Source organism: Vibrio zhugei, from assembly GCF_003716875.1.
Classification (GTDB): domain Bacteria; phylum Pseudomonadota; class Gammaproteobacteria; order Enterobacterales; family Vibrionaceae; genus Vibrio; species Vibrio zhugei.
On sequence record NZ_CP033077.1, the window covers coordinates 362,619 to 377,411 of the forward strand.

11 protein-coding genes are annotated in these 14,793 nt (G+C 45.1%); 2 read left to right on the plus strand and 9 right to left on the minus strand.

Annotated features, from left to right (window positions below):
• The first annotated feature begins 11 nt into the window (after positions 1–11).
• Positions 12–1,634 (plus strand): ATP-binding protein, encoded by a 1,623-nt coding sequence (locus EAE30_RS01760; RefSeq protein ID WP_164711768.1) that lies wholly within the window; start codon positions 12–14, stop codon positions 1,632–1,634.
• Positions 1,635–1,665: 31 nt separating this feature from the next.
• On the opposite strand, the gene nosR is transcribed toward EAE30_RS01760, so the two are convergent.
• Genes nosR through EAE30_RS01790 form a run of 6 tightly spaced genes read right to left on the minus strand, consistent with a single transcriptional unit; the run spans position 1,666 to position 8,107 of the window.
• Positions 1,666–3,021, minus strand: coding sequence for a response regulator c-di-GMP phosphodiesterase, NosR family (nosR, locus tag EAE30_RS01765; protein WP_241967563.1), 1,356 nt, complete (start codon positions 3,019–3,021; stop codon positions 1,666–1,668).
• Positions 3,018–4,658 carry an EAL domain-containing protein gene (locus EAE30_RS01770; RefSeq protein WP_123014389.1) on the minus strand — a complete coding sequence of 547 codons (1,641 nt, stop codon included), beginning with the start codon at positions 4,656–4,658 and terminating at the stop codon, positions 3,018–3,020. The genes nosR and EAE30_RS01770 overlap by 4 nt, the downstream gene beginning before the upstream one ends.
• Before the next feature lie 13 nt (positions 4,659–4,671).
• Positions 4,672–5,979: a sensor histidine kinase gene (locus EAE30_RS01775; RefSeq protein ID WP_241967586.1), complete on the minus strand. Its 1,308-nt coding sequence runs from the start codon at positions 5,977–5,979 to the stop codon at positions 4,672–4,674.
• A gap of 19 nt (positions 5,980–5,998) precedes the next feature.
• Positions 5,999–6,589 (minus strand): chemotaxis protein CheC, encoded by a 591-nt coding sequence (locus EAE30_RS01780; RefSeq protein WP_123014390.1) that lies wholly within the window; start codon positions 6,587–6,589, stop codon positions 5,999–6,001.
• Positions 6,586–6,951, minus strand: a complete 366-nt coding sequence (locus EAE30_RS01785) for a response regulator (protein WP_123014391.1) — start codon at positions 6,949–6,951, stop codon at positions 6,586–6,588. Before EAE30_RS01785 ends, EAE30_RS01780 begins: the two co-directional genes overlap by 4 nt.
• A 10-nt stretch (positions 6,952–6,961) precedes the next feature.
• Positions 6,962–8,107: an HDOD domain-containing protein gene (locus tag EAE30_RS01790; RefSeq protein ID WP_123014392.1), complete on the minus strand. Its 1,146-nt coding sequence runs from the start codon at positions 8,105–8,107 to the stop codon at positions 6,962–6,964.
• 490 nt (positions 8,108–8,597) lie between these two features.
• Between EAE30_RS01790 and EAE30_RS01795 the strand changes: the two genes are divergently transcribed.
• Complete coding sequence (locus tag EAE30_RS01795; RefSeq protein ID WP_123014393.1) at positions 8,598–10,022, plus strand: alanine/glycine:cation symporter family protein; 1,425 nt, start codon at positions 8,598–8,600, stop codon at positions 10,020–10,022.
• 204 nt (positions 10,023–10,226) lie between these two features.
• On the opposite strand, the gene EAE30_RS01800 is transcribed toward EAE30_RS01795, so the two are convergent.
• The 3 genes from EAE30_RS01800 to nhaC all read right to left on the minus strand — a co-directional run bounded on the left by EAE30_RS01800 (position 10,227) and on the right by nhaC (position 14,762).
• A complete protein-coding gene (locus EAE30_RS01800; protein WP_123014394.1) occupies positions 10,227–11,564 on the minus strand; it encodes a TldD/PmbA family protein in 1,338 nt (445 codons plus the stop codon).
• Positions 11,561–12,949, minus strand: a complete 1,389-nt coding sequence (locus tag EAE30_RS01805) for a TldD/PmbA family protein (RefSeq protein WP_123014395.1) — start codon at positions 12,947–12,949, stop codon at positions 11,561–11,563. Before EAE30_RS01805 ends, EAE30_RS01800 begins: the two co-directional genes overlap by 4 nt.
• 283 nt (positions 12,950–13,232) lie before the next feature.
• A complete protein-coding gene (nhaC, locus tag EAE30_RS01810; RefSeq protein ID WP_123014396.1) occupies positions 13,233–14,762 on the minus strand; it encodes a Na+/H+ antiporter NhaC in 1,530 nt (509 codons plus the stop codon).
• Between the last annotated feature and the right edge of the window lie 31 nt (positions 14,763–14,793).

Sequence of the window (14,793 nt, forward strand, 5' to 3'; positions counted from 1 at the left end):
TATTAATGGCTATGAAATCATTGTCTTTACGTTTTAAAACCATTGCAGGTATCGCACTTATCGAGATCGTCACGCTCTCGGTGTTGGTCACGATAACCATATGCTATTTATATCAAACCAGTTATGACGCAATGGAACAACGAGTCTCATCAACCTTGGATTTATACACTCGAGCCATTACCAGCCCAGTCTTAAGTTCAGATTTGGCCACTTTGAATCATTACACCGAAACCTTGATGAAAAGCAAGGGCGTGAAGTACATCGCGGTCCTCAATACCTCAGGCATGATCCTAGCCGAAGATGGCGACTATCCGAGTCGCTTTACACCAGGTATGTTGGAAGCGAACGCGGAAGCGGTCACCGATTCTGTTTATGATGTTTCGCGTCGTATTGAAGAATCCGGGGTCACTTTTGGTACGATTTGGATCGGCTTTAGCATGAAAGAGATCAACCAAACCATCGCAAATGCGGCAAGATGGGCGGTGATCATTGTGGCATTGGATATTATCTTTGTCGCTATTTTCTCTTATATTTTGGGGTATTTCCTCACTAAACGATTGGCAAAACTCAGTGCTGCTACAACAAAAATCGCGCAAGGCGATTTGGATGTGGATATCCCTCAAGAAGGCAATGATGAAGTCTCTAAGTTAACACTTGCCTTTAATCAGATGATCGCGCAACTGAAAAACACCACCGAGCAAAATGCGCATTATCAAGCACAGTTACAAGAGATGAATAATTCACTTGAAGAAAAAGTGAAAGCAAGAACATCGCAATTTCTCACTGTGAATCAACAGCTTTCCGATGCCAATGAAGAGCTGATCACCACGCAACACCAGCTGATAGAAAGCGAAAAAATGGCCTCTCTGGGGATCATGGCATCTGGATTTGCTCATGAAATTAATAACCCTGCAGGCGTGATCAGTGGCAATTTAACCGTTTGTCAAAGTTACATAGAATTGTATAAAGAACGTTTTAAGCGCCAGCAAGATTTGATTGATCAGTATATCGATAACAAACACACCCAGTCGCTAAACCAATGGTTAAAATTAAACGACTTCAGCTTTATTGATGAGGATATCCTCGACTCTCTCACCGATTCAGTCAAATGTATTGACCGTATTCATAGTATCGTCACCGCATTGCAGTACTACTCGAATGAACGCCATAATAATCGCGAGGGCATTGAGCCCATTGATATCTTCCCCAGCCTAGACCGAGCCATTGATCATACCTACCATGACGAGTCTATTGAACTCGTGTTATCACCAGAGCTGCACGTCTTGCCGCGTATCCTCGGCATTCCTAATGAGCTGGACCGCCTCCTTAAAGAAATTCTACAAAATGCCTTTCAAGCCTGCCAACAGGTTGTAGAGGGTCAGAAGCGGGTTATTATTTCCAGCCAAGTGCTCGATAAACACATTCTACTCTCGATCAAAGATACCGGGCCGGGCCTCTCAGAGCTCAATATGAAGCATTTATTTGACCCATTCTATACCACACTTCCCGTCGGTGAAGGCATGGGATTGGGATTAACGTACGCGTACGACATCATCAAACATTTACGGGGTAATATAGAAATTAAGAATTGGACGTCGGGAGCCGAGGTGACTCTGACATTCCCGACGAGTTAAATATGAATAGGCAATGCCTATTCACGGACGGTTAGATGAAAATGGCGAGAGGATACTGAGTGTCTTTTTCGATGCGTTTTAGCTTTTCAAGCAAGGCTTCACTGATTTCTTGCCCCGCTGTCAACATTAGGCTGCCATTGGATAAATACACATCACGCTTAACCACAGTGCCCACTTTCACTTCATTGACACTGACACACCGTTCCAAACCATCAGCCTGATCGACATCACTCATCACAGCTAAGAACGCTTTGACCACATTCGGATCATACAGCACACCACTGTAGTCGGTTAAAAAACGTCGAGCACTGGTCGCGGTCATGCGATTGCGGTTATTTTCGGCGGCAACAAAATAGTCGTAATTTTTAAGGACACGAATAATACGCGAACCAATCGGAATATCATCCCCTTTCAAATGAGACGGACCACCGGTCCCATTGTAGTTTTCATCCTGATGTTTAATGACCGACATCAACGGGGCAAAACGCTTGATGCGTCCTACAATTTCCGCGCCTAACACCGAGTTCGCATCGGGCGTACTCGGAATACCAGCATTGCGTTTCATCAACGTCGGTTTGCTATCTTTTCTAGCGGCCAAACCAATCTCGTGCAACAGCGCACAAAGATACACTTGGTTTATCTCCGCATCCGATAAACCCAATTTCTTGGCGACGACTTTCGATTGTTCTGCCACCCGTTCGCTGTGGTTAGCTGGCATACCACTACTGTATTCAATGATCGCTTTTAACGTCGCTAAAATATCATTAAACGTTTGATTTCTTGCTTTGAGCACTTTTTCTAGTGAACTGTTTGCTTCTTTTAACGCTTGGGTGCGTTGCAAGACTTTTTCTTCCAAACGTTGATTGAAGCTTTTAAGCTCGACGTTTTTTTCTTCGAGTGTGACCAGCAATTGATCATGCTGTTTGCGTAATACATAAAATTCTGCCGCTTTCGCAACGGTCAGCTTTAAGGATTGATTATCCCAAGGCTTTGATAAATATGTATGTATTCCCCCTTCATTAACCGCACGAATGGTGGATTCCATATCACTGTACCCGGTCAATAAAATGCGCACTGAGCCAGGGCAAATTTCTTTCGCGATGGATAAAAACTTCGCTCCATCCATTTGGGGCATGCGCATATCAGAAATAATGATAGCGACAGGGTGATCACTTAAATACTCGAGCGCATCTTCACCTTCATTAAACGAGACAACGTCATAATCAAGCCGCAACACTCGTGTCAACGTTTTAACAATGTCGGCTTCATCATCGAGAAGCAGAAGGGATAGCCTTTGCGAGTCAGTATCTGGTGTTTCGACCGCCTCACTCACCTCTTCAACGGGCGTATCAGGTGAGTCAGGCGTGATTTTTGAGTCAGTCATCATTTACTCTCCTGCGGCTGATAATCCTTAACATATTTGATAAACGCCTCCTTTGATAAGGGTGGACTGAACAAATAACCTTGAACATGCTGACAGCCATGTTCGCGCAATATTTCTAGCTGGGTCTCATCTTCGACACATTCTGCAATGACGCCCATATTCAATGAATTGGCACTTTCGACAATGGAATGAAAAATGGCATTGTCAGCGGCTGATTGGCCCAGCGCACGGATAAATCGGCCGTCGACTTTCAACACATCAAAGGGCAGCTCAGAAATCATTTCGAACCCAGAAAATCCCGTTCCGAAATCATCGATCGAGAGCCGGACACCAAATTCTGAAAGCCTCTTCATCTCGGCTCGAGTTTTCTCATAACTCTGGATCAATTGAGTATCGGTCATTTCTATATCTAGACGTAATAAAGCCTTAGCATTCTCACCGGCGAAACGTTCTAAGAAACGATGAATCAGTCCCTTTTCTACTTGGCTAGAGACAACATTAATAGCGCAACGAATGTCAGTTCGGCCTTTTTCTTCGAGCCAATTTATCATCGCGATGCTTTGCTGAAAAATGGATAACGTCATGTCATCAATAAAGTTATATTTGGTCAACAAAGGAATGAATGTCATCGGAGCTTCGTAGCTGCCGAATTCATTCTGACGACGCACTAACGCCTCACACCCATCAATGGTATTGGTTTCTACATTAATTTGTGGTTGAAAGAAGGCGACAAAGGGTTGAGCGTCCTCATTGAGCAACAAATGCACTAAATGCTTTAATTCGGACTGTGTTTCGTGTTCTTGTCCTTGCCAAAAATACGGCGAGTCACCAATCTTATCTAAATAACACTTGCGCTCATTCACGGCCTCAGAACTGAGTGAGTCCCAGCTTTTAAATTCGCTGATATACAAATTAAACCCATAAGGCGAGTCTGGCTTAGCAAAATTTTGCCAAGCAAGATGAATCTGACTGAGCACATCGGTAAGCAAGTCGACACTTTCAGGCGCACAATCTAACACGATGAAGAATTTGTCCTCATCTCGATAGATATCCAAAGCGATATGTTGCTTGAGTTGCGCTGCCACTTCTTCGATAACCGTATTCACGGCGGTGACGCCATAGGTGGTATTGAGCGTTGCGGTATTACGCAAATCTATCGTCAACAGTAACATGGGAAGCGAGTGTTGAGCGTCAGAGAGTTTTTGTAATTGTTCATTGAGTCGATTGGGTAACTGACACTGAGTCAAGATATCTTGATGCGCAAAATCGGCTTGGCTCTCTAGGGCGTGATGAATTTCTTTAATCAGTTCGACCGAGTCCCAAGGCTTGGTGATGAACTTATGCAGAGCGCCCACATTCAAGGCTCTACTGACATCACTGAGTTCAGCTTGACCAGACAACATAATCGTCGACAACTGAGGATTAATCGCTTTGAGCTTCATCAATAGCTCAACACCGTTCATTTTCGGCATGCGAAAATCAGAAATAACGAGGCTAATGCGATGCTGCTTGACGATCTCAATCGCTTCATCGACATGCGTTGTGCTATAAATTTCAGCAAACTCCATACGCAAGGTGCGAATCAGTGATTTGAGAATCGGTAGCTCATCATCCACTAATAAAATTTTTTCGTAATACATCAGCTGATCCCCACTAGTCTTGGGAAGATTCAAGGATACTATTCGGGCCTTCCGTTGGTAGTAGAATAGTAAAGCATGTGCCTTCGCCTTCTTTGCTGGTTACGTCAATCGTTCCTTTATGGGCATTAATAATGCCATAAGAAACGGACAAACCGAGTCCTGTGCCTGAACCGACTGGTTTGGTGGTGAAAAACGGTTCAAAAATACGATTTAACTTTTCTTCCGGTATACCACACCCTGTATCACAAATGGCAATGCTCACCCAATCATCGCCACTTCGTTTCATCTCAACAATGATCTTGCCATCCCCATCAATCGCTTGGCTGGCATTGACTAAAATATTAAGAAACACTTGATTAAGCTGCATTGGCTGGCATAACACTAAAGGAAAATCGTCATCGTATTTGCGTTCAACTTCGATGCTGTACTTAATTTCGTTATTGATGATCTTCAGGGTCGATTCCATACCCTGAACCAAATTGGAATGATTCCACTCGGCGTTATCAAGATGGGAGAAATCCTTAAGATTTTTCACAATCGCAACAACGCGATCCGCGCCTTCTAGTGACTCTTTAATCAAATCTTCAACATCTTCTAAGATAAAATCGAGCTGGTACTTCGCCTTCGTTTTCTGAATGTCTTGAACAACTTGTTCGCTCACGTTCGCTTGCAGTAATTGTTCAACATCCGTGAAGTAATTGACGATCTTACTAAAGTAGTCTTGTAAGGTTTGAACGTTGGAGGTAATGAAACCAATGGGATTATTAATTTCATGGGCGATCCCAGCCGATAGTTGTCCAATCGACGCTAATTTTTCCGACTGGAGTAATTGAACTTGGGTATCTTTCAGTTGTTTTAACGTGTCATTCAGGTTTTGATTGTTGTCTTCTAACAGCTCAGACATCGACTTCAACGCTTTTTGCTGTGAAGCCTGCGTCGTGACATCATAAACACACACGCACACGTGCTCGAGTGAGCCATCGTCATTGTGAATAGGGATGACTTCAATATCTTGATACATGTCATCCTCTTTACCAGAAACTGGCCGAGAACTCTTAAAAGGGAGAAAATGTGGCTGTTGCTCCCAAGAAGAGAAACTCGAGGATTCAATGACAAACGCCGTATCAATTTTCCGTTTTAAAAACGTCGCTGAGTCAGGAAAAAGCTCAAGAATATTTTGTCCGACAAAATTCTCACAGTTAACCTTTGCGCGTGTTTGAAAATATTCATTGGCTGTCATGATGCGATAATCACGCCGCACAATACACAAAGCAAAGGATAACTGATTCAATAAATCAGATAACATGAGTTTGGCTTTCATTCGCCTATCCTTTGAGTCATTATAACAATTCGTCTAACTGAACAAGCACTTGGTCCAGCCCGTTGTCTGCAAATAAAATGATGGTTTTGGTTTGAAATTCGGCGACTTCAATAATGAAATCCACCTCCATTAAAATCGGTGTCTTCCATTCCGATAAACGATGCTGTTGCTCTGACGGTTTAAAGATTGACGGCGGTTGAATTTTCAAATTCAAATCAATTTGTTGGCATAGACCCTTTAAACTCGCCCCACTTAATATATTCGATATATCGAGCAAACAGTCATCGATCAGAATATTCGACATATTTTCCGCTTGCTGAGAATCAAGCTGATTCATTTCAGCTGCGATGGCACGCCCACCTTTTTTGGACAATAACGTGACAAGTTCCCCAGACATACCGCCGTAAAAAGACTGTCGTGTAAAATGATAAAGCTCTTCCATCCCTTCAATTTTATCGAGCTCGGCTTTATCCACGAATTTTATGTCGGGAACCGTAAGAGTTACATGCAAATTAAGTAAGCGAGCGAGTTTCGCGGCCGCTTGCCCCATAGAAATGTTCAATAGCTCTTTCAATGTGTCGGTGTGATCTGCGCTTAATTCTTTGCTCATAACAAGCCTACCTCATGTAATACGGAACGGAGTAAGTTCATATCAAGTGGCTTTTGTAAGAACCGAACTGCGCCTAGCTCATTGACGAGACGTTGCGATTCCGGCTGAATATCAGCACTGATAACAAACACATAATTACGTGCACTTTCTGCTTTTAACGTTTTTAATACTTCAAACCCGTCCATCACTGGCATAATCAAGTCCAGAAACATAACATCGGCCTTTCCCGCTCGATAACACTCAACCGCCTCTTCGCCGTTGGTTGCTTCGGTTAACTCGATATCCCAATCTTCAGGAAGAGCTCTAATGACGGCTTTTCTCGATAACTTAGAATCATCACAAACTGTCACGGCAATGGTCATACGCTTACCCTCATTGGCTACTTAGTTGCAATACATTGGTGATAGCGCTTTTATACTCACTAGGAACGCGTGCCAATAATTGTTCCGGAGTTACACCATCTTTATTCATTACAAACTGAATGAAAAAGGCGATAGATACACAATTTGTTATTCTATCTTCTTTAAGATTAGTCAAAGAAAAACTGATAGTTAAAATCTTACGCGTAATTTCTTCAGAATACCCCCAAAGCGTTAATACGTAGGCAGTAATCAGTAAAATGTCGTTGAGCGAACCATCCAAATGACGGCTCTCTAATGGATTGTGATCTGTATCGCATCCTGATTGCGCAATGGTTAAAGCCCCGATCGAGACCATCAAAGTCATCATGAATGCCATTTCTTGCTCTTCTCGTGATAAATGCAGCGCATGCGTTAGGCTTTTCGCCTTTTGTGATGCCTCTAGATACTCATTGACGATCATCTGGTGCTGCTCATCCGTCAAATGACCGCTATGATCGGTATTTAGCATGCATAACGTAATGGCCTCAATCATACGGCTGCCAAGCCGGCTGATCGCCACTTCGAGAAACAAGGTTGAGCTGCTAAAACCAAAATACGCAGAGTTCGCTAATTGAATCACCCGTGCCGTGAGAGAGGGCTCTTGCTTGATAATCTCAGCCAGTTTTTTTAAATCCCCGTCTTCACTTTGCATCAGTGTTTGGACGTCCTTCACCACTTTTGGCATGACGGGGATATAAGCACTAATTTTATTCAGTTTATTTAAGCACTCAGGAGAAAATGGCGGGGAATTAAGGCGATAAGCGGCGGCCAATACAGAGGCCAGATCCCCCTCCGAAAACGGCTTGGGCAACACGAAATGTGAGTAATCATGCAATGCACTGGTCGCATCCTGGTTGGTATTTCCTGTGACTAAACACCTCAGAGCCAAAGGGAAACGCTGTTTTGCATCAATGAGGAGTGAATCTCCTCGTATTTGCGGCATTAATAAATCGGAGATAATCAATAACGGTTCACAAGCGAGGTTCTCGGCCCAATGCACTGAATCACTCACGGTCGTAATTGACCACTCTGGTTGAATACGACGAATCATTCGAGCGGTTGCCTTTAACATCAAAGGATCATCATCTATGTATAAGACATGTAATCCTATTGCCATACTCTTCTCCCGCACTCTCGCAAAATATTAAGTTGGTGTACGAATCATCGGTATACCTTTGATGAATTATAGTTCTATACCTTTTCAGCATAGCTCTAAATATTTAATGCTTAATATTAATGGTCATTTAGGTGACTCAGATCGCGCGAGAAGACGATTGGACCGCAATTATGTCCAGCCTGTCTCACAATTAAGACAAGCAAGATCGCATCGCTATTCTTCATATGAATACAATGACGTACGCAAATGAATAAAAATGTGAAGTAAACCACCGGATTTACCTTTGTTTAACATTTGAGACCAAATTTACATTTAAAAAAACGCACTTTTCAGTATGATTCTCTCACTGTTTGCTAGAAACAAAACGTTACATAGTGAGTTTTTATTTCATATCAGTCGATTAGAGAAATTACAACTGCAGCATAATATCGATACTAACTAACCGTATTTGATGTGTCGTAAACAGTTTTTATAAATTTGAGGAGACCAAATGGAATTTTTACAATCCTTTTTCGGAGTAATCGGTGACCTAACATGGGGTGCGTCACTGATACCGTTCTTAGTAATATTTGGCGTGTTCTTTACGATCGTGACCAACTTCGTTCAGTTCCGCTTTTTCAAACGTATGTTTAATGTGTTGTCGCAAAAGGATAAGAAGGCAAAAGATTCTATCTCTGGTCGCGAAGCATTATTACTGTCAATCGGCGGCCGTGTCGGTGGTGGTAATATCGCCGGTGTCGCCGTTGCGATCACATTAGGTGGTCCAGGTGCCGTCTTTTGGATGTGGGCGATTGCCTTAGTTGGCATGGCAACAAGCTTAGTCGAGTGTACTCTGGCGCAGCTGTTCAAACGCAAAGACGGTAAAGATTTCCGTGGTGGTGCGGCATTTTCCATTATTCACGGTTTAGGAAATAACTATCGTTGGTTAGCCATTGCCTATGCCATCTGTTTAATTGCCTCTTTTGCACTAGGTTTTAACGCTTTCCAAGGAAACACAGTAGCGGGCGCTATCCAAGACAGTTTAGGCATTGGTCGTGAATATACGGCGTTCTTCCTTGCTATTGTGGTGGCTTACATCATCTACGGCGGTATTAAACGTATTGCCAAAGTGGCCGACGTCATTGTTCCTATCATGGCCGTGGGTTATGTCCTACTCGCAGCGCTTGTGATTATCATGAATATTGGTCACGTGCCGGAAGTACTGACCAGCATCGTTAAAAATGCCTTCGGTTTCGAAGAAGCCGTCAGTGGTGGTATGGGTGCCGCTATTGCTCAAGGTCTGCGTCGAGGTCTGTTCTCGAACGAAGCAGGCTTGGGCTCAGCGCCGAACGTAGCCGCGACCGCCGATGTACCGCACCCAATTAGCCAAGGTATTGCGCAATCTTTATCAGTATTCATTGATACGATCGTTGTCTGTACTTGTACGGCGATGATTATCTTATTGGGTACCGTGTATGTACCTGGTGCAGAAAATATTGATGGCGTCGTTCTCACGCAGCAATCGCTTGTGTCGCACCTGGGTGTTTGGGCGAAATATTACCTTACCGTTGCAATCCTACTGTTCTCATTCAGTTCAGTCGTTTACAACTATTACTTAGGTGAAAATGCCCTAAGCTTTATGTCAAAAAATAAAGCTTACGTACATGTATTGCGTTTAGCCGTTATTGCGATTGTGTTTATTGGCGCGATTGCTCCTGGGGCAACGTCCGTGTTCTTCTTCTCAGATCCATTAATGGGTGTCCTTGCCATCATCAACTTACTTGCGTTGATTATGCTTTTCCCAACGGCGATGAGAATGTTGCAAGACTACCGCAAGCAACTTAAACAAGGCATTGACGAGCCTGTCTTTAATCCAAATGAATTCCCAGATTTGGATATTGACCGCAATGCGTGGATCGCACCCAAGTCTAAATAAGTGCTCCACCACTTTCCCCATAAAAAAGCCAGTCATACCGTGACTGGCTTTTTCTTATTCATGCAATTCGTTGCGAAATCCCTCATTTTCAATCATCAATAACGCATCCCGCGAGTGCCATCGTTTCACACTGTCCGTAACAAAAAAGCCGCCCATGCTGGACGGCTTTAGCCTAGACTCATCCCAAGCAATGAGCGCTGGACGTTATTTACCCGCAATACTCAAAGAGGCAAAGCGGACTTTAGGGGCATAAAAAGCTCGCAAGAAATCAAACTCGACTTCCTGACCTATCGCAACAATGTTCTGTAACATCGCATAGAAATTGCCTGCCACCGTCACTCCACGCACGGGTTGAATGCGCTCACCATCTCGGCATAAAAATCCGCTGGCACCAAAAGAAAAATCCCCCGTCACAAGATCAGCACCTGAATGGACACCGTGTAACTGAACCAACTCCAAATACTCACCTGATTGCACATCACTCAACGAGTGATGGCCAGCGTCAATGACAATATGCGAAGCTTCGATACCTAACGATGTCATACGCTCGGCATTTGCCGTCGTTTCGGTATGAAAATAGCTTGCCGTTTCACTGTTATGAAGCAGTGAAAGGAGCACCCCATTTTGTATCAATGTCGTATTGCGTGTCGTAAATCCTTCACTGTCGAAGGCCTTTATATGCATGCCCCCAGGTTGGAAAGGCGCATCGCGTAACGTCAGTCCATCGTACCCCACTTGCTGTCCAATGCGCTTTGTCAGTGGACTGAGTCCCTGCATTGCCACTTTACCGGAGAAAGCCCCTGCGAATGCAGAGAAGACGCCACCTAATTCTTCTACCGAGAAAATAATGTCATAATGCCCCGTTGCAACGGGCGCACCGTCCAATAAATCACGGGCGACTTCTGTACTGTGGCGAATGACAAATTCTGTATCCAAATCATCAAAGTGGCGTGCCAACGAGCTGCTGTAGTGCATCGATTGTTTCTCATCATGAGCACACAGCACTTCTGCGCCATAACATAACTGGCGCTCGTGATGCTCACGAGAAACCCCGAGGGTATTCGCCACGTGATATTGAATCGTCGCTTCGCTGTAATAGTTTGCAGTAATATTGTCAACATGGCGCTGTTGGCGCAATGCCTCTTCAACGGACAAAACCAAGTTCACTTTGGCTTCAATATCCACGTCATCCGGTTGGTTAATCGCTTCCTCTAACTCGATTTTTTCTGGCTTAGTACACACTATCCGTTGATGCTCAGAGGTTTTGGTATAGGGCAAGCTTTCCAGCAGGGTATTCACCATTCGCTTAAGATCGTTCACTTCGAACGATTCTGAACATCCAGCCGCCACTTTTTGGTCTTTGACAATGCGAATGCCTACTTTACGCGTATTCGCCACCTCATAGCGATCGATCTTTTCTTGATAACTACTGAGGTCGAACGCCTCTTGGCTTTGAACGACGATATCCGCCTCCGCGCCGTGTTTCCTCGCTTCTTCCAGCAGTACGTCCATTGCTTGGTGAATCGTCTCGTGTTGACTCATTGGTTCCCTCCTCCGACAAGAATGCGATCGACTTTAAGACTTGGCTGCCCGACTGAGGCAGGAACGGCGCCACTTATAGACCCACACATGCCAGCGGCCAATGCGAGATCCTTGCCGACCATACTAATGTTTTGCAAAACTTTGGGCCCGGTGCCAATTAAGGTCGCCGACTTCAATGGCTGTGTGATTTTGCCATTTTCAATCAAAAACGCATCACTGACGGCAAAGTTAAACTCCCCAGTTCCGGGTTGTACCGACCCCCCGCCCATTTGTACGGCATAGATGCCATAGTCAATGCTGCCAATCATATCGTCAAATTCGGCATTGCCAGGTTCGATATAAGTGTTGCGCATCCTTGACGCTGGCGCGTACTTATAGCTTTCCCGACGGCCCGACCCCGTACGTTCATAACCGGTTTTCATGCTGCCCATTTTATCGACCATAAATCCAGTTAAGCGGCCATCTTTAATCAATTGTGTGCGCTGAACGGGCATTCCTTCATCGTCAATATTGAGCGATCCCCATTGATTAGCGGGCGTACCATCATCAACGGCATTGACCACAGGATTGGCGATCATCTCGCCCATTTTGTCGTAAAAAACGGAGGCTTGTTTTTCCACTGCGGTTGTTTCTAATAAATGACCGCATGCCTCATGGAAGATGACGCCGCCAAACCCGTTACCCAGTACCACCGGCAACTCGCCAGATGGACACACCGCCGCATCCAGCTTTCTTATCGCACTCTCGGTCACCGCTTGTGTCATTTCCTGTTGGTCGATGTTCTCAATCAATTCCCACCCACACAGTGCGCCAGGACTTTTTGTGCCCTTAGTTTGCTGGCCATTTTTCTCTGCGATGGCTTGAACCACGACACGACACCAATGCCGAGTGTCTTCAATATGCAGTCCTTCTGAATTATAAATAATGACATTCTGTTCTTGCTGCACCACGCGGCCAATGAATTGATTGATCAGCGGGCTCTGAGCGCGAATAGCGCTATCCATATCATTGAGAAAGGACACTTTTTCGGATAAATAAGGAGAGTGACTTAATGGTCTGTGACAGGGGTGTCGATCAGAATACACCACAGGTTGTAAAGGGTGTGGCGTTACCATTTGCTCGCGCGCACTTCTGGCGGTCAACACATCCACGACCTTTTTTAAAGCCTGTTCATCACTACTGTAAGTAAATCCATATAATACGTTATGACCAAAAAACAAGCGCACACCAATACCGCTATCAATATTACTGCTTATGTCAGAAACCTCGGACGACGACAGCTCAACGAGACTGGTTTGCTTATTCTCAACGAATAACTCAGCAAAATCAGCGCCTAGAAATAAAGCATGGTCGATCACGGATTTCGCTATTCCCGAATCCAGCATGACAACTCCTTGTCTAATTAACACGTGAAAAACGTAACGTCTAGACTATCATGCTTGCTTATTACTTGAGCGTTTGTTCCCGTAAAAAAGGCACATAAAACCAATAACTTCTTTGGTAGCGCATAATTTAACGCCTTTTTATTTACAAAAATATCGCTAATTAGATTCCACAGAAAAAGGATGAGAACGCGCCCTTGCCCCTTGCTTTCCCACGACGGAGTAAACGCAATATGCTAGAGGGCACGTCACATCCTATGGACAGAGTCTGACTGATACTCATTGTTCAGCTGGGCAGTGGCGGGAGTTTCTGAGCACTGGTCTCTGCCTCGCTTTGCGTTTGCGGTGACATCGTCATAATCAATTCGTGATTATCGCGCCACTGCTGACGCTCTTTAGCCGATGCTTGCGGGCAGAACTTGCCAAAGTAGGCATAACAAATGCCCAATACTGGCGACATCCAACATGCGACCGCACACACAATATAAAGCAGGTTTTCCGTATTTCCCTCCGCAATCCCCAAACCCAGCGCTTGAATAACCAAAGCGCCACCAGCATTCCATGGAATCAACGGCGACAAAAGAGTCCCACCTTCTTCCACTGAACGAGATAGACACAAAGTTGAGTAACCCATTCCGCGATAGGCTTGGCTGTACATTCTACCCGGTAGAGCAATGGATAAATAAGGGTCGCCCGCCACCAAGTTGGTACCTGCCGCGGTCAATGTAGACGCCACCTGCAACCCAAAAATGGTGCGCACCCGATTCATAATGCTCAACACAATGGTTTCCAAACACCGTGTCTGTTCCAGAACGCCGCCGAGCGCCAGCGCAATGAGAACCAAGGTTAAAATCCATGCCATGGACTGTATACCACCTCGGTTGAGTAACGCATCCGCATTGCTATTACCCGTGTTGATACTGAAACCGTTTTGTAAAAAACCGAGCGCTTCATGCACTGGGACACCTTGCACAAAAATGGCAATGCCTAAGCTGACCAGTACGCTGGTCATCAAGCTAGGGATGGCGGGCATCTTGAGAATCGCCAAGGTAAACACCACGATTGCGGGCATTAATACCCATCCATTAAAGAGAAAGTGCTGACTTAATGCGTCTGTCATGGCTTGAATTTTAATGTGATCGACCTGCGTGGTATCAATCACTGTCACCCCTACCACCGCATAGACGGCAAAGGCAATGCACAATGCTGGAACGGTCGTCGGAAGCATATTACGAATGTGGTCAAACAGGTGGGTACCAGTCACTGCCGGAGCTAAGTTGGTGGTATCGGACAACGGCGACATTTTATCCCCAAAAAACGCCCCAGAGACGACCGCCCCTGCGGTCCAATAGGTGGGAATCCCAAACCCTTCACCGACGCCCATGAGCGCCAAACCGACCGTTGCGACCGTCGTCCATGACGTTCCGAGCGAGACGGAGATAATCGCACACAGAATCATTGCGGCCGCGAGGAAAGTCTTGGGCGTTAAGACTTGAAATCCGTAATAAATCATCATGGGAACCGTGCCACTGGCAATCCAGCTGCCGATGATCATTCCAATGATCAGCATGATGACGATGGCAGATGTCGCCACCTGAATCACATGAAATAAGCCTTTTTCCATATGCTTCCAGCGATAGCCGCGACACCATGCAATCGCACAGGTTATCACGATGCCAATGGCAAGCGGGGTATGCGGGGTAAAATCCCCAAAATAAAACAGTTGGATACCCAATAAAGCGATGGTAATCGCAATCGGTAATATGGCTAATAAAAGCCCGGGACGCGCGATCGGATGTTCTTCCTGTACTGACATACAGCCTCCTTGCATGGTCTGTCTCTTCCTG

What these genes read in the sequence shown, in the direction of transcription:
- EAE30_RS01760 (WP_164711768.1), top strand. Translation starts at nt 12, where the DNA reads ATGAAATCATTGTCTTTACGTTTTAAAACCATTGCAGGTATCGCACTT.
- nosR (WP_241967563.1), bottom strand. Translation starts at nt 3,021, where the DNA reads ATGATGACTGACTCAAAAATCACGCCTGACTCACCTGATACGCCCGTT.
- EAE30_RS01770 (WP_123014389.1), bottom strand. Translation starts at nt 4,658, where the DNA reads ATGTATTACGAAAAAATTTTATTAGTGGATGATGAGCTACCGATTCTC.
- EAE30_RS01775 (WP_241967586.1), bottom strand. Translation starts at nt 5,979, where the DNA reads ATGAAAGCCAAACTCATGTTATCTGATTTATTGAATCAGTTATCCTTT.
- EAE30_RS01780 (WP_123014390.1), bottom strand. Translation starts at nt 6,589, where the DNA reads ATGAGCAAAGAATTAAGCGCAGATCACACCGACACATTGAAAGAGCTA.
- EAE30_RS01785 (WP_123014391.1), bottom strand. Translation starts at nt 6,951, where the DNA reads ATGACCATTGCCGTGACAGTTTGTGATGATTCTAAGTTATCGAGAAAA.
- EAE30_RS01790 (WP_123014392.1), bottom strand. Translation starts at nt 8,107, where the DNA reads ATGGCAATAGGATTACATGTCTTATACATAGATGATGATCCTTTGATG.
- EAE30_RS01795 (WP_123014393.1), top strand. Translation starts at nt 8,598, where the DNA reads ATGGAATTTTTACAATCCTTTTTCGGAGTAATCGGTGACCTAACATGG.
- EAE30_RS01800 (WP_123014394.1), bottom strand. Translation starts at nt 11,564, where the DNA reads ATGAGTCAACACGAGACGATTCACCAAGCAATGGACGTACTGCTGGAA.
- EAE30_RS01805 (WP_123014395.1), bottom strand. Translation starts at nt 12,949, where the DNA reads ATGCTGGATTCGGGAATAGCGAAATCCGTGATCGACCATGCTTTATTT.
- nhaC (WP_123014396.1), bottom strand. Translation starts at nt 14,762, where the DNA reads ATGTCAGTACAGGAAGAACATCCGATCGCGCGTCCCGGGCTTTTATTA.